17 protein-coding genes are annotated in these 20940 nt (G+C 47.6%); 11 read left to right on the top strand and 6 right to left on the bottom strand.

Annotated elements, in window-relative coordinates:
* The first annotated feature begins 88 nt into the window (after positions 1 to 88).
* Entirely contained in the window at positions 89 to 1030 is a 942-nt protein-coding gene (locus AC1S5B_RS02150) for a GNAT family N-acetyltransferase (protein WP_482034077.1), read from the top strand.
* Between the two features lie 89 nt (positions 1031 to 1119).
* Here the strand turns inward: AC1S5B_RS02150 and clpB are convergent, their stop codons facing one another.
* Positions 1120 to 3774, bottom strand: a complete 2655-nt coding sequence (clpB, locus tag AC1S5B_RS02145) for an ATP-dependent chaperone ClpB (protein WP_482034076.1) — start codon at positions 3772 to 3774, stop codon at positions 1120 to 1122.
* Between the two features lie 214 nt (positions 3775 to 3988).
* Between clpB and AC1S5B_RS02140 the strand changes: the two genes are divergently transcribed.
* From AC1S5B_RS02140 to AC1S5B_RS02115, 6 genes are all read left to right on the top strand, one after another.
* Entirely contained in the window at positions 3989 to 4120 is a 132-nt protein-coding gene (locus AC1S5B_RS02140; RefSeq protein ID WP_482034075.1) for a hypothetical protein, read from the top strand.
* Between the two features lie 121 nt (positions 4121 to 4241).
* A complete protein-coding gene (locus tag AC1S5B_RS02135) occupies positions 4242 to 4967 on the top strand; it encodes a tetratricopeptide repeat protein (RefSeq protein ID WP_482034074.1) in 726 nt (241 codons plus the stop codon).
* Positions 4968 to 5062: 95 nt separating this feature from the next.
* Positions 5063 to 6916: a hypothetical protein gene (locus tag AC1S5B_RS02130; RefSeq protein ID WP_482034073.1), complete on the top strand. Its 1854-nt coding sequence runs from the start codon at positions 5063 to 5065 to the stop codon at positions 6914 to 6916.
* A gap of 19 nt (positions 6917 to 6935) precedes the next feature.
* Positions 6936 to 7259 carry a YbjQ family protein gene (locus tag AC1S5B_RS02125; RefSeq protein ID WP_482034072.1) on the top strand — a complete coding sequence of 108 codons (324 nt, stop codon included), beginning with the start codon at positions 6936 to 6938 and terminating at the stop codon, positions 7257 to 7259.
* Positions 7260 to 7613: 354 nt separating this feature from the next.
* On the top strand, positions 7614 to 8204 hold the full coding sequence (locus AC1S5B_RS02120) for a D-glycero-alpha-D-manno-heptose-1,7-bisphosphate 7-phosphatase (RefSeq protein WP_482034071.1): 591 nt from the start codon (positions 7614 to 7616) through the stop codon (positions 8202 to 8204).
* Positions 8194 to 8670, top strand: coding sequence for a cupin domain-containing protein (locus AC1S5B_RS02115; protein ID WP_482034070.1), 477 nt, complete (start codon positions 8194 to 8196; stop codon positions 8668 to 8670). Before AC1S5B_RS02120 ends, AC1S5B_RS02115 begins: the two co-directional genes overlap by 11 nt.
* A gap of 156 nt (positions 8671 to 8826) precedes the next feature.
* Here AC1S5B_RS02115 and AC1S5B_RS02110 read toward each other — a convergent pair whose 3' ends face one another.
* Positions 8827 to 9981, bottom strand: coding sequence for a pyridoxal-phosphate-dependent aminotransferase family protein (locus AC1S5B_RS02110; RefSeq protein ID WP_482034069.1), 1155 nt, complete (start codon positions 9979 to 9981; stop codon positions 8827 to 8829).
* 125 nt (positions 9982 to 10106) lie between these two features.
* Complete coding sequence (locus tag AC1S5B_RS02105; protein WP_482034068.1) at positions 10107 to 10352, bottom strand: hypothetical protein; 246 nt, start codon at positions 10350 to 10352, stop codon at positions 10107 to 10109.
* A 146-nt stretch (positions 10353 to 10498) separates the two neighbouring features.
* Between AC1S5B_RS02105 and AC1S5B_RS02100 the strand changes: the two genes are divergently transcribed.
* A complete protein-coding gene (locus AC1S5B_RS02100; RefSeq protein WP_482034067.1) occupies positions 10499 to 12670 on the top strand; it encodes an NAD(P)/FAD-dependent oxidoreductase in 2172 nt (723 codons plus the stop codon).
* Between the two features lie 16 nt (positions 12671 to 12686).
* On the opposite strand, the gene AC1S5B_RS02095 is transcribed toward AC1S5B_RS02100, so the two are convergent.
* Both AC1S5B_RS02095 and AC1S5B_RS02090 read right to left on the bottom strand, forming a co-directional pair.
* The gene (locus tag AC1S5B_RS02095) at positions 12687 to 14717 is read right to left on the bottom strand and encodes a hypothetical protein (RefSeq protein WP_482034066.1); all 2031 of its coding nucleotides are present in this window, start codon (positions 14715 to 14717) and stop codon (positions 12687 to 12689) included.
* Between the two features lie 281 nt (positions 14718 to 14998).
* Positions 14999 to 15694: an NUDIX domain-containing protein gene (locus tag AC1S5B_RS02090; RefSeq protein WP_482034065.1), complete on the bottom strand. Its 696-nt coding sequence runs from the start codon at positions 15692 to 15694 to the stop codon at positions 14999 to 15001.
* Positions 15695 to 15880: 186 nt separating this feature from the next.
* On the opposite strand from AC1S5B_RS02090, the gene glpX reads away from it, so the two are divergent.
* The 3 genes from glpX to AC1S5B_RS02075 all read left to right on the top strand — a co-directional run bounded on the left by glpX (position 15881) and on the right by AC1S5B_RS02075 (position 18949).
* Complete coding sequence (glpX, locus tag AC1S5B_RS02085) at positions 15881 to 16918, top strand: class II fructose-bisphosphatase (RefSeq protein ID WP_482034064.1); 1038 nt, start codon at positions 15881 to 15883, stop codon at positions 16916 to 16918.
* Positions 16919 to 17031: 113 nt separating this feature from the next.
* Positions 17032 to 18324, top strand: a complete 1293-nt coding sequence (locus AC1S5B_RS02080) for a glutamyl-tRNA reductase (RefSeq protein ID WP_482034063.1) — start codon at positions 17032 to 17034, stop codon at positions 18322 to 18324.
* Positions 18325 to 18409: 85 nt separating this feature from the next.
* Positions 18410 to 18949 carry a dihydrofolate reductase family protein gene (locus AC1S5B_RS02075; RefSeq protein WP_482034062.1) on the top strand — a complete coding sequence of 180 codons (540 nt, stop codon included), beginning with the start codon at positions 18410 to 18412 and terminating at the stop codon, positions 18947 to 18949.
* Between the two features lie 70 nt (positions 18950 to 19019).
* Here the strand turns inward: AC1S5B_RS02075 and ftsH3 are convergent, their stop codons facing one another.
* The gene (gene ftsH3, locus AC1S5B_RS02070; RefSeq protein ID WP_482034061.1) at positions 19020 to 20894 is read right to left on the bottom strand and encodes an ATP-dependent zinc metalloprotease FtsH3; all 1875 of its coding nucleotides are present in this window, start codon (positions 20892 to 20894) and stop codon (positions 19020 to 19022) included.
* Positions 20895 to 20940: the final 46 nt, after the last annotated feature.

The raw sequence follows: 20940 nt of genomic DNA, 5'->3' as shown, positions 1-20940 counted from the left end.
AATCCAGGATCGCGAATTTGGCACAAAAACTAAAACAGCTAGAATCTATTGCTAGACTTTTCACACTGGTAACGGAGAGCGCCACTCAATGCCCCTCTCGATTCGTCTCCTTCAAGAACATGAGCTAACGGCGGCTGAACATATCTTTCGGCTTGCCTTTGGCACTTTTATTGGATTGCCTCAACCCACCGACTTTGGCGGTGATGCCCACTATATTCGCCCCCGATGGCAAACTGATCCGACATCTGCGTTTGCGGCGGAGATGGATGGGAAACTGGTCGGTTCCAACATTGCTATTTCTTGGGGTAGCGTGGGTCTGTTTGGCCCGCTCACAATTCATCCAGATTTTTGGGGTCAAGGCATTGCTCAACATCTAATTGAACCTATGTTGGCTCGATTTGCTGAATGGGGAACGCAACACGCTGGGCTATTTACCTTTCCCAATAGCCCCAAGCACCATGCGCTTTATCAAAAGTTTGGGTTCTATCCAAACTTTCTGACATTCATCATGACAAAACCTATTCAGGCAGTTCAGCAAGATTTACCGGGAATGAAGTACTCTGAACTCGATCCTCAGCAGCGATCGCAGTATCTTAAGGAGTGTTCTCAACTCACAGATGCAATTTATGCAGGGCTAGATTTGTCGCGTGAGATTGAAGCTGTTTATGCTCAGAATCTAGGGGATACCGTTTTGATGGGGGATGACACAGGTCTAACAGGATTCGCGATTTGTCATTGTGGTGCAGGCAGCGAAGCCGGCAGCGATGTCTGTTACATCAAGTTTGGAGCCGTACGCCCAGGACTACAAGCCGGAGAACAGTTTGAGCAGTTACTTGATCAGTGTGAAGCCTATGGGGCGACTCAAAATATGTTGCGGCTCGTTGCTGGAGTGAATACTAGCCGTGATGCAGCTTATACCAGAATGCTGGCTCGACAGTTTCGCACTGAAATCATCGGTGTCATCATGCACAAGCCAAATGAGCCTGGTTACAACCGATCAGATGTTTTCGTACTAGACGATTGGCGCTGATTGAAACAGGACTGTGAATACCACTTTGCTCATTACGAAGGCTCATCTAATCGACCTGTGACTGAGTTTGGCTCGGTTCAACCTATAGATTAGCTAATCACCGAAAATTCGCCCTTGGCGATCGCGGGTTTTTGGTTAAAAGTTAGCTTTCCATCTGCGACATCAATCATGATCGTGTCGCCTTCTGCAAAGGTGTTTTCCAAAATTTTGGTGGCGATCGGGTTCTGTAGTTCGCGCTGAATGGCGCGTTTGAGGGGACGTGCGCCATAGGTCGGGTCGTATCCGGCGGCGGCAATGTGGTCTTGGGCGGCGGGGGTAATGTCTAGCTTCAGTTTTTGGTCGGATAGCATCGCCTGAATTTTGAGGATTTGCAATCCCACAATCTGGCTGAGTTCGCCGCGACCCAACGCATGGAAGATGATCAAGTCATCAATCCGATTGAGAAATTCTGGGCGGAAATGCTTTCGCAGGGAAGCCGTCACCCGTTTTTGCATTTCTTCATAGCGATCATCATCGCCTGACACATCCAAAATAAACTCGCTGCCAATGTTGCTCGTCATCACAATAACTGTGTTGCGAAAGTCTGCTGTACGCCCCAGTCCGTCGGTAATCCGACCATCATCTAACATTTGCAAAAATATATTAAACACGTCTGGATGAGCTTTCTCAATCTCATCTAACAACACGACCGAATAGGGTTTGCGACGAACGGCTTCAGTCAGTTGTCCGCCCCTTTCCGAATCGACATAGCCTGGAGGTGACCCAACTATTCGCATAACGGAATTCTTTTCCATATACTCCGACATATCCAGCCGGATCAGCGCATCGTCGGAGTCGAAGAGGAATTCGGCAAGGGCGCGGGCAAGCTCGGTTTTGCCTACGCCAGTGGGACCCATGAATAGGAAGGAACCGATCGGACGACCGAGATCTTTCATGCCTGCACGGGCGCGTCGAATAGCAGCAGACACGGCTTCCACCGCTTCGTTTTGTCCAATCACTCGTTCATGTAAATGGGTTTCCAACTGCAACAGCTTTTGTCGTTCCGATTCCAGCAGGCGGTTCACAGGAATCCCCGTCCATCGGGCGACGATTTCGGCAATGTCGGCTTCGGTGACTTGCTCTCGGAGGAGAGCCGATCCCCGCGCCTGAATTTCCAGCAGACTGGCTTCTTGGGCTTCGCGATCGCGCTGCACTTTTTCCAACATGCCGTATTTCAGTTGGGCAGCAATATTCAGGTCATAGGCGCGTTCTGCCTGCTCAATTTGCACCCGCAGTTTGTCTTCTTCTTCTTTGAGCTTTTTGATTTCTTCCAGGACATGCTTTTCGCCCTGCCACTGGCTGCTAAGGACTTCTTGCTTCACTTGCAGATCGACAATTTCTTGCTCAATTCGATCCAGTCGCTCTTTAGAGGCGCGAGTAGACGCTAACATGCCCAGTTTCCCTTCGCCTTCCAGAGAGAGCTTCTCCATTTCTAGCTGCATCAAGCGGCGATCGATGGTTTCCAGTTCCACAGGTTTGGAGGTAATCTCCATTTTCAGCTTGGCGGCGGCTTCGTCTACCAGGTCGATCGCCTTATCAGGCAAAAAGCGATCGGCAATGTAGCGCGATGACAGAGTGGCAGCGGCAACCAGGGAAGAGTCAGTAATCTTGACCCCGTGGTGGACTTCATAGCGCTCCTTCAAGCCGCGCAGGATAGAAATGGTGTCTTCCACGCTGGGTTCATTCACCAACACTTGCTGAAACCTGCGCTCTAGAGCAGCATCTTTTTCAATATATTTGCGGTATTCATCGATCGTCGTTGCACCAATGCAGCGGAGTTCGCCCCGTGCCAGCATCGGTTTCAGCAGATTCCCTGCATCCATGGCACCCTGAGTGGAACCCGTGCCGATGACGGTATGCAGTTCGTCGATGAATAGAACAATTTGCCCGTCGGAGTTCATCACTTCTTTGAGAACCGATCGCAGCCGATCTTCAAAATCCCCGCGATATTTAGCTCCGGCAATCAATGAACCCATATCCAGCGCAATCAGCTTGCGGTTTTTTAGCGATTCCGGCACATCGCCATTGATGATCCGTTGCGCCAATCCTTCGGCGATCGCGGTTTTGCCCACCCCTGGTTCCCCAATTAGCACCGGATTATTTTTTGTCCGACGAGACAACACCTGCACCACGCGGCGAATCTCTTCATCGCGCCCAATCACTGGATCGATCTTGCCGGCTTTTGCCTGCTCTGTCAGGTCGCGCCCATACTTTTCCAGCGCTCCATAGCGAGATTCAGGGTTTTGATCCACCACCTTTTGGCTACCGCGTATCTCTTTAATAACCACCTCTAGCTTTTTGGGATCAAGCTCGTAGGTTCGCATCAATCGCATCCCTAATCGCGGATCGACCACAAACCCCATCAGCATATGTTCCACGGAGATGAACTCATCCTGAAACTTGATGCGGGCTTCTTCGGCGCGATCGAGCAGCACATCCAAATTGCGCCCTAAATATAGTTGTTCACTGCTTGCCACCTTGGGCTGTCGCTTGGTGAAATCATCGATCTGCTGGAACAAACGCGGGGTTTCGGCTCCCGCTTTGCTTAACACCTTTGCCGCCAGCCCATCTTTTTGTTCTAGCAGGGCAACCATCAAGTGTTCCACTTCAAGCTGTTGATGCTTGTAGCGGCGAACCACATCCTGTGCTTGAACGATCGCTTCCCATGCTTTGTCAGTAAACTTATTCGGGTCGGTGGGCTGCATTTTGAATAAAAATTTGAGTAGAAATACAGTAGGCGTTGGAACTCAAGTATAACTCTATAGAGACTAGGGGCTAGGGGCGAAAGGTGAAGAGAGTCGAATGGCGAAAGCGGGAAAAGGGCGAATGGTTTGAGCCATTTCTACCAAATTGCTGCTCACTGTAAGGGATTCATCAAAGATAGGCTACAACGAAAGCAAGCAGTTTGAGGTAGCACCGATGGCAGATCCGATTACGTTAACAGCCACAGCGATTGCAACGCTGGCATTCACCAAGTTTGTGGAAAGTGCGGCGGGAGAAACGGGCAAAAAGATCACAGAAGCGACGCTGAAAAAGATGAGCGATCGCTAACAGCCATGCACCTCAAACGGCATCGTATACGGAAAAATTCCACCTACTCATCTATTTTGGGATGTTACATTTTGGGAATCCTGCTATGTAGCTATCTGTCGAAAATATTGGGAGAAGCACCATGTACTCTGGTAATCCGTTAGAACTAGCGATTAAGGCGTTTGATTTCTACAAGACAGTGAAGCCTGCATACGATCAGTATCAAGTTTGGAAACAAGAACAGGCAAACTTAGAACGCCAACAACTTTGGCAATCTGTATCCAGTTTCCTTGATCAAGGAAATTATGAGAAAGCTTTACCTCTACTTCAGCAATTAACTCAGAAAGCCCCAGACGAAAAAGCTCGTTCTTTATACTTATCTGCTTGGTGCTACTTCAAGCTACGTCGCCATGACGAAGCGTTGCAGACCTGTGAAGCCGCCATTCAATCTTCTCCGAATGAAGAACTCCTTCAAAACATTTATACACTGAAGGCAAAAATTAAATTTGGTTTGGGTTTCTGGATTCAATGGCTGCTTGCGACGGTTGTTGTTGGAGCAATAAGCCTATTTGGAATGCTTGGATTTTTAGGTAACCAGTATGAAAGCGGCACCGCTGGAATTTGGGGGATGTTGTCAATGGGGATTTCAATTGGATTAGTCCAGTGGCTGCTCACACGGGTAAGGGTTAGAGTTGGTATTGAGTCTTTGCTGGCTAATGTAGTTGGAGTCTTGGTTATCCTGGCTATTTCAACCATCCTGCTCGCAGTAAACGTGTGGCTGGGCTTACTATCTTTTCTGGGGTGCATGATAGTTTTTACAGCATTATCCATTGGTCATCTAGTAAAGCAGCTAGAGGCGGCAACTTGATGCAGATTTTTCACTTCGTCACCTTGATGAATCCAGGGTTTCATTGAGTGGAAACAATTTTTTAGCACTAATTACTAGATATAGAGATACTAGCTATGCATTTCTCAGCTATCTCAGGTTTTATGAAAAGAGTACTTTTGCTCTTTTTGATGTTTTGCTTCATGCTAAATAATTCGATTGCTTATGCAGCACCACTCCCTGAGCAGGCAGACTATCTTCTTCCTCAGTGTGAAGAAATTAATGAAGCACAATTACGTCGTGAGCTAAACGACACTATCCAAAAATTTCTGAACGATCAACCTAACGTTGACTTTGGAAAGGCTGTTAATCAGCAATGGCAGACATTAAAGCTTGACTCAGTTATTGACTCTGAGATCGATAAGGCAGGATTGACGGTCAAGAATGATGCTGGCTTGGTTAATCGATTTCAGAGTAGTTGGTTGCCCAATAAAGCAGAAGAATTGGCTAATGAAGTTACTCAGCTTGCGTTCAATTCATCCTCTTTGAAGAATGGGCTGAATCAGCTATCTGAAAATATGGCTGAAGACCTTGCAGATAAACTAGAAGTAGTTGCTGCTCAATCCTCATCTTATGCAATGGATTGTCTCCAGAAGTTTATTGGTAGCCAATATTCACAAACTTTTGTCACCACTTTCGGCAAATTTCCACCCACTATACCAGATCCTGCTGTGATCACTTCTTTGAAACCAGATACCGTTCAGTATATTAATAAGCATAAATTTGCATTCGCAGGAACTAGTGTTGTGTTGGTTGCCGCTATCACAGCAAGAATCAGAAAGAAAGTTGTTGGCACTATTGTAAATAGGGTTTTTCAGCAAGTAGGAGAAAGGCTTTTGGGTCGTTTTGCAATTGGCGTGATCCCTGGTATTGGTCACTTTGTGGGTGTTGTCTTGATTGCTGGTGATTTTGTCCAAAGTTTCGAGGGAGCATTGCCAGAGATTCAGAGAAATCTGAAAAAACCAGAGATTAAGCAAGATATTCAGACCGAGATAGCGAAAACAATCGAGCAAGAAATTGGTAGTGAGACTTCCCAACTTTCACGAGAAATTTCCAATGAACTCTATGCTGTGTGGTTAGACTTCCAAAAAGATTATCGAGAAACACTGAGCTTAGCTAAGGAACTACCTGAGTTCAAAGCAATTTTGTCTAAAAAAGAATTTGATTTATCTGATTTATCAAGGATATCTTTATTAGTCGGTATCGCCTTAAACAATATGGGGCGTAGCCAATTGATCGCATCCATTAAGGATGGGACGTTCGAGCGTGTATTATCCTTGCCAGAAATTAGCTATAAAATTCTTGAAACCACTCACGATTTATCCTCATTAGTTGCCTGGATGGATCTAGCAGGTAAATATATTGAGGATGTAGTAAATTTAGAGTTATATAAGCAGCTATCTCCTCAAGATCTAGATCGTCAACTCTTAATAGAACTTTTAGATCTTAAAGATCCCTTGACCATATCTAAGCTCTCCCTGCTTGATATTGGTTCTATTCGTCAGCTACTATCGCTATCCAAACCGAATTTAGTAGGACTGTCTAAGCAGTTGTCATCAGAAGATTTTCAACGGTTAGCTGGATATTTAGGGGATCTAACACAGTTAGAGAAAAATCAACTTGTCATGTTTCTGATAAATGATTATCCTCCAATCGTTAGAAACGCTAATGTTATGGCTCACATTGTTCAGAGTCGTAAGATTACTACTGCGATTCAGTTTTGGGAATCAGAAAAGAATTCATTTTCGTTACTGGTTGATGGAACTTTAAAGGTGCTTTCTGGTACTATTTCCTGGCGCTTAATAGCGGATAAGTTTGGTATTCCAACAACTCTACTTTTCATTGCCGTACCCATCGTTGTGCTGATTTGCTTACTTGCAGCAGCAGGTATTTGGATTTACCGTCAACTGATGAAAATCAAGAAGCCGTAAAAATTATTGAGTGAATCAAATGCTGATTAGTCTAGATCATCTACAAGAACCGGAAATCGAGGTTGGTGAATTGTTGACTGTTGTTATTGTCAACTCAGCTAATGTTATCAAGGACATTCAATCAAATGTTAAAGATATGTTAGGTGGACGCATGAAGCATTATGAGAAGATGATCCAAGATGCTGTGGATATTGCTTTGAAAGAATTAGAGCAAAAGGCTAAAAATGCTGGCTACGATGGAGTCATAGGCGTAAAAATTGTTAGCCCGACAGTAGTGAATGGGGGTGCAGAGGTGGTTGTTTATGGTAACGGATTTAGAAGAAAATCCAGCATTCATAATTGATACTGGGAGGCTATACCTCTGAATTTTGATAGTAAATAAGCTTGGCAGGGTAGATAATATCTGCCCCAGTTTCTTACACTAGATATTATTGTTTGAGTCAATGAAATTGGAAGCTAAAGCGATTGAAGGCGATCGCGATCGCCTTTTTCTTCAGCGGGTCGGTGGGCGAGATCGCTTTATCCATCTGCTGGGAAGATACCAGTGCTACCACGCTTCATGCCTGAATTGCTTCGCTAGTCACTGTCAGTTATTAAGCAACTCCGTTAGAGTGCCAAGCTATAATTTTAGATTCATCTCGCGAAATGGGGCTGCGATCGCCGACAATAGCGATGCCGAGATCATCCTAAATATCCTATGAGTAGAGCCGCCGTATTTCTCGATCGCGATGGAGTTCTCAACATCGAAGCAGGCTACATCCGCAAAGTAGAAGATTTACATTTGATACCGGGTGTTGCCCAGGCAGTGCGTCAACTCAACGATCGCGGATTGTTTTGTTGCCTCGTTTCCAACCAATCCGGTCCCGCTCGTGGCTACTATCCCGCCAGTCATGTGGATGCCCTCCACGATCGCCTCTGCCGCCTTTTGCAAGAAGAAGCCGGAGCACGATTAGATGCCCTTTACTACTGCCCTTACCTCAGCCATCCCGAAGGCGGCACCGATCCGCAATACACCCGCTACAGCACTTGGCGCAAACCCAACACAGGGATGTTCGTCGCCGCCGCTTGGGAGCACGATCTAGATATTGCCCAAAGCTTTATGGTGGGCGACAAAGCCACCGATATCGACATGGCGCACAATGCAGGCTGCGTCGGGATTTTGGTGCAAACAGGCTTTGGCGAACAAGTCCTCAGCGGCGATTATCAACACGAAACCCAGCCTGACTACATCGCCAAAGATCTTGCCAATGCAGCCCAATGGATTTTGGAGCAAACCCATGCTGCCTAAAGAATTATTTTTACCAGCCTTGAATCCTGAAACTGTTTTACCCAGAACGGGATCGAATTATCCTGAGCCGCTAAAAGCAAAGGTGGCTGGACGCAGCAGGTATGCTTTGGGAGATGCGCTAGGACTAAAAAACTTTGGGGTGAATCGAGTTTATTTAGCACCCGGAGCCGCGTCTTCCATTCGTCATTGGCATACTCGCCAAGATGAGTTTGTCTATGTGTTGGAGGGTGAGCTAACGCTGCTTACGGATTCTGGAGAGCAAGTTTTGCAAGCAGGGATGGCGGCAGGGTTTCCGGCAGGAAAAGCAGACGGGCACCAGTTAGTAAATCGATCGCAAGCAGACGCAGTTTATTTGGAAGTGGGCGATCGCGCTCCGGGTGATGAGGTTGTTTACCCAGATGATGACTTGGCAGCCACTCAGTCTACCCGCTGGAGTTTTACCCATAAAGACGGCAGTGCTTATTAGCCAAGGCGTGTCTTAGAATCGTGCGATCGCTAGCGCTGATTTGTCGGTAGGTGTTTTGCATAAATACTACAAATAGCCCTTCTCCTGGGGGAGAAGGGTTGGAATGAGGGCGTGTCAGTTGTACATCAGGTTTGGATAGTCTAACGAACAGTCTATTTAGAACTTTGCAATGACTTTGGCTGCGGCTGCAACACCGGCACCAGGGGAAAAGTTTTCATAGCCCAACTCTTGCAAGGTGGCTTCTAAAGACGCGATCGCCGCCAAAATATCGCGATCGCCGACAAACCCTAAGTGCCCAATCCGAAAGATTTTACCTTTCAGATGATCTTGTCCACCGGCTAAAACAATATCAAACCGCTTCTTCATCACCGATCTAACTTTTTCCGCGTCTACCTGGTCGGGCATCACCGCTGTAATCGCAGCACTGGCATTCTCATCGGGAGCTAACAGCGGTAGCCCCATTGCTTTCACAGCCGATCTCGTGGCTTGAGTGAGTCGTTGATGGCGCGCAAAGATAGTTTCTAATCCTTCTGCCTTCATCATCTGCAAGGATGCCTGCAACGCAAAAATTAGGTTAATTGCCGGAGTAAAAGGAGTGGTGTTTTTGGCAGAATCTTTTTTATATTTGCCCAGATCAAAATAGAATCGCGGCAATTTTGCGGTGGCGTAGGCTTTCCATGCCTTAGCGCTAACGGCAACAAAGCTTAATCCCGGCGGAATCATGTAGCCCTTTTGCGAACCCGACGCGACTACATCCAGCCCTAATTCATCGGTTGGAACACTGACTGCGCCCAAACTGGTGACTGTATCCACGATGATCAACGCTTCTTCATGAGCTTTGACGTGGCGATTAATAGCGACCAAATCATTCAAAACACCTGTGGAGGTTTCGCTGTGGGTAATGATCACAGCTTTAATAGTTTTAGTGGCATCTGCTTCTAAAACTGCACGAAATTGCTCTGGATCGAGCGGTTTACCCCACTCGGCGGTGATTTTCTCAGTTTTCAGCCCATATGCATCGCACACTTCCGCCCACCGATCGCCAAATTTACCATTGCAGCCCACCAAAACGCGATCGCCTGGACTGAGGAAATTAATAATGCCTGCTTCCATTGCGCCTGTCCCGCTTGCCGCCAAAATCAGCAGATCATTCTGGGTTTGGTGCAGCCACTTTAAGTTTTCCGTAACTTCTGCCATGATTGCGGAAAAATCACCGCTGCGATGTCCGATTGGATGCTTTGCCATTGCCAATAGCACAGTTTCCGGTACCGGTGTTGGTCCGGGAATCATCAACATCAATTTGTTATCCATGCGCTCTCAGCCTCTCAAAAATTCATCTCAAAAATGCAATGGTTCGCTTCCATGTTTGAGGATTATATCTTTTTGCGATCGCCGCTCCATAGTTCAAGTGTCAGAGTCAGATCATAAAGAGCTAATCATAAAGAGCCAAGAGAATTGGGCAACGTTTTCCAAGCTGTTTCAATAACCTCCCCCAGACAACGGCGCTGTTGCCCATCTAGCAACGCATCGTCTGCCAAAACGTCACGCATTAAATCTTCCAAAGATTGTCCATTAGAACGAGCACTTTGAATCACCCCCGCGATCGCAGCAGCAATCAGTTCCTCACTCACTGGCTTTTTGGAGGACACATTTTGAGGGTTGGCTGAAATAGAATAATTCATAGCAAAGATAACAACAGAAGCACTATTAAAACTAGGATGAGAAGGACTTAAAGATTTTCAGCGTGCGAACTTGTGCAGAGTTTAACGTATTTAAGAATTTCTTAACCCGATTGTTGGCGGCGGTTCATAGGAGTTTATAAGTGCAAATGAAAGAAGTTCTTTATATTGAAATTCCTACCCCAGATACAGCAGCCGTTAAACTCTGGATACAAGGCGTTTTTACACCGTTAGCTGGGGAAAAACGCATCACCCCATCAGGAATTAAGATTTACGCTTCTTCAACTACCCCCCCGGATCAAAAAATTTCTGAACCCGCAATTCATAAAATGATTCCTGCGAAAATCGCCCTGCCAGATGAACTTTCGATTTTCGTCTGGACGGTTCAGCGAACAACCTATTTGAAGGCGTTTCGCTGGGGAAGTCCTCTTCCTCGTGAGCAAGATATTTTAAGATACCTGATCAAATCAATTCGGGAACAATTTCCCAATCATTACCCGGCTCCACCCAAAATCGATTTAACCCAACAGTCGGTTTTTGCCGCGTTAGAGGATCACTATCCTCTCACTGTCAAATATTTTCAGGCAATGCCCAATGGCGAGTATGACTTGAAACGGGTTTATTGGTGGGAGCAACGCTGGCGGGAGAGTGTGCAAAATCCTCAGCAGCCGAAGCAAGTAATTTTTAGGAAAGAAGAGAGAAAAGAGAAGAAAGAAGAGAAATATGACCTGATTTATCTGGGTGGTGCTTTGGGCGTGATTCATGCGGCGGTGATGGCTCGGTTGGGCTATCGAGTGCTGCTGATTGAGCGTTTGCCGTTTGGCAAGATGAACCGAGAATGGAATATTTCTCGCAGTGAATTTCAAAATCTGATTGATCTGGGGTTGTTTACGTCGGCTGAGTTTGAAAGTGCGATCGCCCGCGAATATATAGATGGATTTCATAAGTTCTTTGATGCCAATAATCCCCCTCAAGCAAAAGCTCCGGTCTTGCATACCCCGACGGTGCTGAACGTGGGATTGGATGCCGAAAAGTTGCTGCGCCTGTGTGGAGCCAAACTGCGGGAGCATGGTGGTGAGATTTGGGATGAAACAGAGTTTGTTAAAGCAGAGGTGGGCAGAGATCAAGTCACAGTACAGTGTCAGTATTTGCCAACTCAAACGGCTAAAGAAGTCAGCGGTCGCCTGTTGGTTGATGCCATGGGCACTGCTTCGCCGATCGCGTGGCAACTCAACGGCGGACGCACCTTTGACAGCGTATGTCCAACAGTGGGCGCAGTCATTTCTAGCGGGTTTGAACCCGGCGTATGGGATCAGCGCTACGGTGACGTGCTCAACAGCCACGGGGATATTTCGCGGGGGCGGCAGCTAATTTGGGAGCTATTTCCAGCGGAAGGTGAAGAATTGACCGTTTACCTCTTCCATTACCATCAAGTGAATCCTGCAAATCCTGGCTCTTTGTTGGAAATGTATGAAGACTTTTTTGCGATTTTGCCAGAATATCGCCGCTGTGACCTGGAAAAACTGGTGTGGAAAAAGCCAACGTTTGGCTATATTCCAGGGCACTTTAGCGTGGGCAGCCGCGATCGCACCGTGGCGTTTGATCGGCTGATTGCTATTGGGGATTCTGCGTCTCTGCAATCACCTTTGGTGTTTACTGGGTTTGGCTCCCTTGTGCGAAATCTACCCCGCCTAACACACCTGCTGGATACTGCCCTCAAACACGATTTGTTAGATGCCCATCATCTGAATCAAATTCGCGCCTTTCAGAGCAATGTAGCGGTGACTTGGCTGTTTTCTAAAGGCATGATGGTGCCCACTGGAAAGTTTATTGCGCCAGAACGAGTAAACGCGATGCTTAATACCTTCTTTGGCATTCTGGCAGACGAGCCTCCCGCGATCGCTGAAGCATTCATTAAAGACCGGGTAAGCTGGCTGCAATTTAACCGGATGGCATTGACGGCTGCCTGGAAAAATCCGGCTTTGTTGCTGTGGATCTGGCAAATGGCAGGGGCAAAAGATTTATTGCGCTGGCTTGGCAGTTATTTCGATTTCACGCTGCAAGCTTTTATCAGTGCGCTATTTGCCAGTTGGTTTCCCCGTTGGATACGACAGATGCAACCTTGGATAGAATTCAAGTTTCCAACCCTGTGGCTTTGGTTGCTGGCACGCAGTTATGGCATGACCGACGGCATGGGAAAACCCCAAGCGACTGGAAAAAAAGCCGGAGGATTTAGTGTGGAACGCGATCGCCCTCTGACAACCCAAGCTCCAACTATTTCACCGTTGCCCGAATCAACAATGGACTGTAAAAGCCCTTAATTCAACGCGCCGCATGTCAGAAGGATGGCAAATCTACGGCTGACATTGATTGCAGCTTTTTAGTAGGGCGAAAGGGGTACAAGATTGGTGAAGGGCAAGGAATGGACTTGCTTTTGCTCGTGGCAGGTTGGCTAGACGACGACTCTGGCGCTTCTTCAGGGGCGGCTGTCTTTTTCTCAAAATGAGACAGATTTGCGTTTGCATTAGGCTTAGGGGTGGAAGCAGCGTTCAAAGCCTCAGGTCTAGGCGTGTCCGATCTGGGTGTATCAGATTTGGGTGTATTAGCCGCCTTTTTTTCAATGTAAGCAAAGAAATCTAACGACAGGGGTTTTGCTGCCTTAGAGCGATCTCCCTTGTTAGGTTGCTCACCGGGTTCCTGATTAGCGTCCTCATGGCTCATCAAGCTAGCAGCCGATTGAAATGGATTCGCAGGTGCTGAAACCTGCTCCACCGTTTGATTAGGCAAGTCAGGTGTAGAAGCCTCTGTAGAAGCATTGTCTATTAACGAATCCGGCTCAATCAGTTTGGCTAAATCCGCCCACAAATTCTCTTCGCGAGCACCCGGTTGACGCACGGCTGGGGGTGGCGCTGTTGCTTCTAAAGGGGTTGGTTGAGGGGCTACGGATTGTTTAGGGCGGGGTGGATGCAATAACGGCGGCAAAATAGTCTTGGCGATCGGTCGCAGTTCCACAGCAGGAGTTTTGATTGAATTCGATTCACCTGCCTCCAAAAATGGACTAACGTCAAAAACGGCTTCTTGCGATGGGGAAACTGGGTGAGGGTGAGAAGGGGCATCAATCTGCTTGGGAAAAATCAAACTCATATAGTGAGACACCTCTTCAAAAGTGACAACTTCGGTGGAAGGGGATAGCGGCTTGCTCAATGGCGCGGATGCCAGCTCACTATCAGCAGGTTGATTCTTCTGATCCGCCCTTGGAACCTCTTGAAGTGAGGCTAACTCAACCTCTTGAAATTGCTCTACCCTTGGAGCCACTTGAATCGACGCTAACTCAACTTCTTGGATTGGGGTTATTTCTATTTCTTCTGCGGGCTGCTGATCCGCCATTAACAGTTTAGAAAATAGATTAAGTAGAACCTGTTCCTCGCCCCGACAACTTGCAGAGTGCGAATCGGTTGCTATTCCCTGTGACCAAGGTTGCACTGGCTGCACTTTAGGAATAAAAGGAGTTGCCGTATCGATCTCGTCGGGTGAAGTTAAATCAGACTGGGCGATCGCTGCTCCCTGCACCGATCCCATCTCCAAGCTTTTTTCTAAGGCGGCTTTGAACTGGAGTGCTTGTCGCTGCTGGCGGTGTAATCGCATTCGCAAATCCCGACAAACATTTTCTGCCTGCAATACTAACTGCACCTGTTCGTTATATCGCTGCTGAGTGATGGCGCAATCTCGCTCTAGGTGGGCAATGCGTTCCTGACCGCTTTCTAACTGGGCGCTGAGCGTTTCGACTAAAATCTGCTGACGATGCCCCATTTTCTGAGACAAGTCTAATTCTTGAGAAAGGTGGCTGATCTGCTGATGAATAGCAGCCAGATTTTTAGAGTTCAGCGGTGACTGAGGCGCAGTTCCCTTAAGGGCTTCGCTTTGCGAAATCGCTGCTTCAGAGTCTTTGCAATAAAAGCGCGTAACTTCTAGCTGAAGCTCCACCTGCGCTTGGGTTAGATCGCGCTCTAGCTGGCTCACTTGAACCCGAAACGCTGAATTTTCTTGCTGTAATTGCTCAATTTGATTTCTCAAATCTGATTGACGAGCTTCCGTATCTAAAGTGCTGGGCTGAGCAAGCTCACTTTTAGAAGACACTGGCTGAGATAGCTGAGCCAAACTCATTGCATCAGGAAATTCTACTGGCTGCCAATCAGCGGTTTCCAAAGGACTCACTTCATGAATCGCCCCTTGCAAAGACTTGCCTGAAGCTCCCTCGTTACTCTGCCGGGAAGTAAAATCTTCTTGCTTCACAGGCATCCCTTTAGTCTGGGTGGCTTCGGATAATCTTGAATTTGGATCGGGGTTTGAACTCGCCGCTTCACTCATAGCTCTGAATCCTGAAAGATAGAAAAGTTAGACAAATCAATCAGCGCGATGCTAATGATATATTCGCTTTGGCAATTTGCGCTCAATTCAAGGCAATCTATTGCTGAAAACTTCCGACTAATACCCGAAACTTTGAGAGAACAACGTTGCAATGCTAAATTTTGCAATGCTAAATATCCCCACTGTACTACCATACAAAATCTACATTTGGCAGATTGTTAAGCAACAATACAAAAGGAGTTCAGAGTTACAAGTGTAGAGTTGAGGGTCATTCGCGTTTCCTACCTTTCAATTTGCAAGTCTTGAACAATTTTCAACAGGGCTTGATCAAGCGGACTATTCGGATCGATCAGTTCGCCGATTTGCTCTAATTGAACCCATTGGTAATTAGAGTCATATTCGCTGCTGGTTAATTCAAGTAACTGGGTTTCCGACTCGCTCAACGTGACTTGATAGGTTAAATTAACGCTGTGCGAACCATGATGAATTGGAGCCTGTTCTCGCAAGGCGAAAGAAGTGGAATATACACCAATGTATTGAAACCGTTCAGCAGTGAGGTCATGGAGTTGAGCTTCTTCGGATGACTTTCGTTGAGCAGATTCTATAGGAGTTTCTCCCGCAACCATCCGTCCCCCAATAATCCACCATGATTTGCGTGGGTAGCGATTGCGTTTTGCGAGCAACAGGCGATCGCCATACAGAAAAGCAATATCCACACAGGTGAAGACAATGTAATCCAATGCAGCGCTGTAGGCTACCTCTGGCATCAAATCCTGAGAAGTTTTAGGATTGATGCGCCCTGGCTCTGCAAAATGAGGAACCTGAGCGGGTGAATGCAATGGGTTCAGCAGAATACTCCTTGGGTGAAAAGAAAACCGATAAAGCCGATAAAGTTTCCAGTGTATATGTTGAAACTGATCGATCGCTTCAGCTAGCGAGCACAATAGCAGTTCGGCTTGACTCCATCTAGTATTCACAGTTACGAATTCAGCCAATCAAATGACTCTTGTTGGTTGTTACCTGCTCTTCGCCCTTTAGCAGTAAAACTTTACACACACTTCTACCCAGATTTCTGGTGAGCAGGTCTCCCCCTTTTGATAGACTGATACATTGAAGTGGATGTACGAAACCGCGCAAAATCAGCAGTTTGGAGGACTTACGAGGTGGATAACTCACTCGGTTTAGAAATTATTGAAGTCGTTGAGCAGGCTGCGATCGCCTCTGCCCGGTTAATGGGCAAGGGAGACAAGAATGAAGCAGACCGGGTGGCAGTCGAAGCTATGCGGGAGCGGATGAATAAAATTTACATGCGAGGTCGCATTGTGATTGGGGAAGGGGAACGGGATGATGCCCCTATGCTCTACATTGGCGAAGAAGTGGGCATTTGTTCCCAACCGGATGCCAAAACGTTTTGCAATCCCGATGAACTCGTCGAAATTGACATTGCAGTCGATCCTTGCGAAGGCACTAATCTCTGTGCGTATGGTCAACCGGGTTCGATGGCAGTGTTGGCGATTTCTGAAAAAGGTGGACTGTTTGCGGCACCCGATTTCTATATGAGAAAACTGGCGGCTCCTCCGGCAGCCAAAGGACATGTAGACATCACCAAGTCTGCTACCGAAAATCTAAAGATTCTCTCAGATTGTCTGGATCGTGCCATTGATGAACTGGTCGTGGTGGTGATGAAGCGCGATCGCCACATTGACTTGATCAAAGAAATCCGAGAAGCTGGCGCACGAGTCCAACTGATCAGTGATGGCGACGTGGGTGCTGCGATTAACTGTGGTTTTTCTGGAACCAATATTCATGCCCTCATGGGAATTGGTGCTGCACCTGAAGGAGTCATTTCCGCTGCTGCCATGCGCTGCTTAGGGGGGCACTTCCAAGGACAACTGATTTACGATCCCGCTGTTGTCAAAACGGGGCTAATTGGAGAAAGCAAGGAAGCAAACATTGCTCGATTGAATGAGATGGGCATTACTGACCCAGACAAGATCTATGACGCAGACGAACTTGCGTCCGGTAAAGATGTGTTATTTGCCGGAACCGGGATTACCTCTGGCAACCTGATCAAGGGCGTAAGCTTCTTCAAAGGTGGGGCACGTAGCCAAACGCTGGTTATTTCTAGCCAATCAAAAACGGCTCGATTTGTAGATACCATTCACATGTTTGATCAGCCTAAAGTGATTCAATTGCACTAAAAAGTAGAGCCAATCACCAGTTAGCTGCTAAAAACTAACCTAAAGCTGGCTGTTGATTGGCTAATAATTTCATTCAAAAAAGCGGTTTAATAAATAAGACATCAATAAGACATATGAACATCGTTGTTGTGGGTTTGAGCCATAAAACTGCCCCGGTCGAAGTTCGAGAAAAGCTAAGTATTCCAGAAACTAGCTGCGATAAAGCGATCGCTCAGCTATGCAGCTATCCTCATCTTGAAGAAGTTGCCATTCTTAGCACCTGCAATCGTCTGGAAATTTATGTGGTCGTCAACGAGACTGAAAACGGCATTCGGGAAATTACTCAGTTTTTGAGTGACCATAGCAAACTGCCGATCGCCTACTTGCGTCCATACCTATTTATGTTGCTCCATCAAGATGCAGTCATGCACTTAATGCGGGTCTCAGCCGGATTAGATAGCCTGGTCTTGGGCGAAGGGCAAATTTTGGCGCAGGTCAAACAGTGCCATAAATTGGGTCAAGAGCATAAAGGAGTTGGACGAACCCTAAACCAGCTTTTCAAGCAATCTCTGACTGCCGGAAAACGGGTTCGCACCGAAACCAGTATTGGGACAGGAGCCGTTTCGATCAGTTCAGCCGCAGTGGAAATGGCGCAAACAAAGGTGCAGAACCTAGCCGCCTGTCGCGTTACGATTTTGGGAGCCGGTAAAATGTCGCGCTTATTGGTGCAGCATTTACTCTCTAAGGGCGCAAACAACATCACAATTTTGAACCGCTCTATGGAACGGGCAAAAGAGCTTGCTCGCGAGTTTCCTGAGGTGACGCTTCAGTTGCATCCCATTTCTGACTTAGCCCAACGGTTGCCCCATGCCGATCTGGTGTTCACCAGCACTGCCGCCACTGAACCGATTCTCGATCGCGCCAAGCTAGAAGCTGTTCTTGATCCGGCTCAGCATTTGATGGTGTTCGATATTGCGGTGCCGCGTAATGTCCATTCTGATGTGAATGAACTGCCCCATGTGCAGGCGTTCAACGTAGATGATCTGAAAGCGGTGGTTGCCCAAAACCATGAAGCCCGTCGGCGAATGGCAATGGAGGCAGAAGTGCTGTTGGATGAAGAAGTGGAGACTTTTGCAACTTGGTGGCGATCGCTGGATACCGTGTCTACCATCAGCAGTCTGCGCGACAAGGTAGAAACGATTCGTGCCCAAGAATTGGAAAAAGCCCTGTCTCGTTTAGGCACGGAATTTGCCGAAAAGCATCAAGAAATCATCGAAGCGCTGACTCGCGGCATCGTCAACAAAATTCTGCATGATCCAATGGTGCAACTCCGTGCCCAGCAAGACATTGAGGCAAGACAGCAGGCAATGCAAACCCTAAGCGTTTTGTTCAATTTAGAGAAGGCTAGTAAGAAGCAGTTTAGCTAATTCACCTGAGTCTTAAAATAAAACAAACAAGAGACGTGAGCGATCGCGTCTCTTGTCATTTATCAAGCTATAAAAGAGCGATTCCATGACAGAAGTTGTGTTGTATATTGCCACTAGCCTCGATGGCTATATTGCCCGAAGCAACGGCAGTGTAGATTGGTTACCTACAGATGAAACAGGTGAGGATTTTGGCTACGCTGACTTTTATCAGTCGGTGGATGTGCTAGCAATGGGACGCACCACCTATGAGCAAGTTTTGAGCTTTGGCGAGTGGGCGTACCCCGGCAAACCGTCCTATGTCTTTACTCGGCAGGCTCTCACCAGCGATCGCCCCGATGTTTTTTTCACTTCAACCTCACCCGATCAGTTCGTACAGGAAATGACATCACAAGGGCTTCAGCGCATTTGGCTTGTGGGAGGAGCCGCCCTCGTTGCCGCTTTTATGAAACTTGAACTGGTGGATCACTATATCCTCTCTATCATGCCGATCATTTTAGGAGAAGGAATTCCTCTGCTCTCATCACCAAACCCGGAAACAGCACTGAAATTAGTAGAGGTGCGTCAGTATCAATCCATCGGGGCGGTGCAGTTAACCTACTGCACCAAAAAGGGTAACCTACTTTGAGGTTACCCCTAGCTAAGAAAATTGACTTGCCGGAATCAGGTTTTTACCATTTAAGCTATACAGTTTGCAGTTAAGCAATAGTTGCCATTTTGACATCACTGTTTGCCAGCAGTTCTTGCAACTCGTCTGAATCCACCGTTTCTTTTTCAATCAGCAAATTTGCGAGATCGTCCAACACATGGCGATTCCCGGAAAGCACTGCTTTCGAGCGACGGTAGGCTTGATCCACCAAGTTGCGGACTTCATCGTCAATCGTGGCTGCGGTTTCTTCGGAGAAATCACGCTCAGCCGCAATATCACGTCCTAAGAACATGTTGCCCTGCTGACGACCTAATGCGACTGGACCCAAGCGATCGCTCATGCCAAACCGCGTTACCATTTGACGGGCAACCCGCGCTACTTGCTGCAAGTCATTAGAAGCACCCGTGGTCACTTCTTCTTCACCAAAGATCAGTTCTTCAGCAATCCGACCACCCAAAGCAACCGCCATCTGATTTTGCAGATAGGAGCGAGAATACAAGCCAGAATCCATCCGATCTTCGCTGGGTGTGAACCAGGTCAAACCGCCAGCCCGACCACGAGGAATGATGCTAATTTTTTGCACCGGATCATAATCGGGCATCAAAGCACCGACTAAGGCATGACCCGCTTCATGGTAGGCAACTAAAGTTTTGCGCTTTTCGCTCATGACCCGATCTTTCTTTTCGGGACCCGCCAAGACGCGATCGATCGCATCATTGACTTCATCCATTGAAATCTCGGTCAGGTTGCGCCGTGCCGCTAAGATTGCTGCTTCATTCAGCAAGTTGGACAGATCCGCACCTGTGAAACCGGGTGTCCGACGAGCGATCTTGTCTAGATCCACATCACTCGACAAGGTTTTACCCCGCGCATGAACCCGCAAAATCTCCGCACGACCCGCAAAATCGGGGCGATCGACCACCACTTGACGGTCAAATCGACCGGGACGCAAGAGCGCCGAGTCCAAAACGTCAGGGCGGTTGGTGGCGGCAATAATAATGATGCCAGTATTGCCTTCAAAGCCATCCATTTCGGTCAGCAATTGGTTCAGGGTTTGCTCCCGCTCATCATTACCACCGCCTAAGCCAGCACCCCGTTGACGACCCACTGCATCGATTTCATCAATAAATACGATGCAGGGCGCGTTTGCTTTGGCTTGCTCGAACAAATCACGAACGCGAGATGCACCGACCCCCACAAACATTTCCACAAACTCGGAACCAGAGATCGAGAAGAAGGGTACGCCTGCTTCTCCGGCAACCGCACGAGCCAGCAGGGTTTTACCGGTTCCGGGAGGTCCAACCAGCAAAACGCCCTTAGGAATCTTGGCACCGATCGCAGTAAAGCGGTCGGCATTCTTAAGGAAGTCTACTACTTCATTTAGCTCTAGCTTTGCCTGATCAATTCCAGCCACATCGCCAAAGGTAACCTGGGTCTGAGGCTCCATTTGCACTCGCGCTTTGGATTTACCAAAGTTCATGGCTTGGCTACCCGGACCACTTTGGGCACGACGCAGCAGAAAGAATAAACCCACCAGCAACAAAACCGGGAAGAATAGACTGCTGAGTGCTTTGAACCAGAAGTCTCCTCCTTCAGCTTGAGGCATCACGGCAATGTCTACGCCGTTCTTCGTCAAAATATCAATCAAGTCAGGATCGCTGGGCAGGTTAACCGAAACCTCGGTCGTGCCATCACGGAAGCGAGCATAGGAGCGATCGCCGCTAATCCGAACTTTGCCTATCTTCGTGTTTTCAGTGTCGCCGGGTTGTGGTTTTCCTGCTTCAACCCGCTGCACGAATTCACTATAGGGCATGCTGTCTCGGCCGCCTTGGGGTTGACGACCATCAAAAAAGGCGGTTGCCAAAGAAATGACAACTATCGCCAGTAGAGCGTATAAACCAACGTTTCTCCACCGCTTATTCACCGGGGTGTATCCTCCTGTTATCAGAGTTTGGAGCTAATTTTTATCG

The sequence above is a fragment of the Leptolyngbya sp. CALU 1928 genome (assembly GCF_056784215.1).
This window is presented reverse-complemented; position numbering and strand designations above follow the sequence as displayed.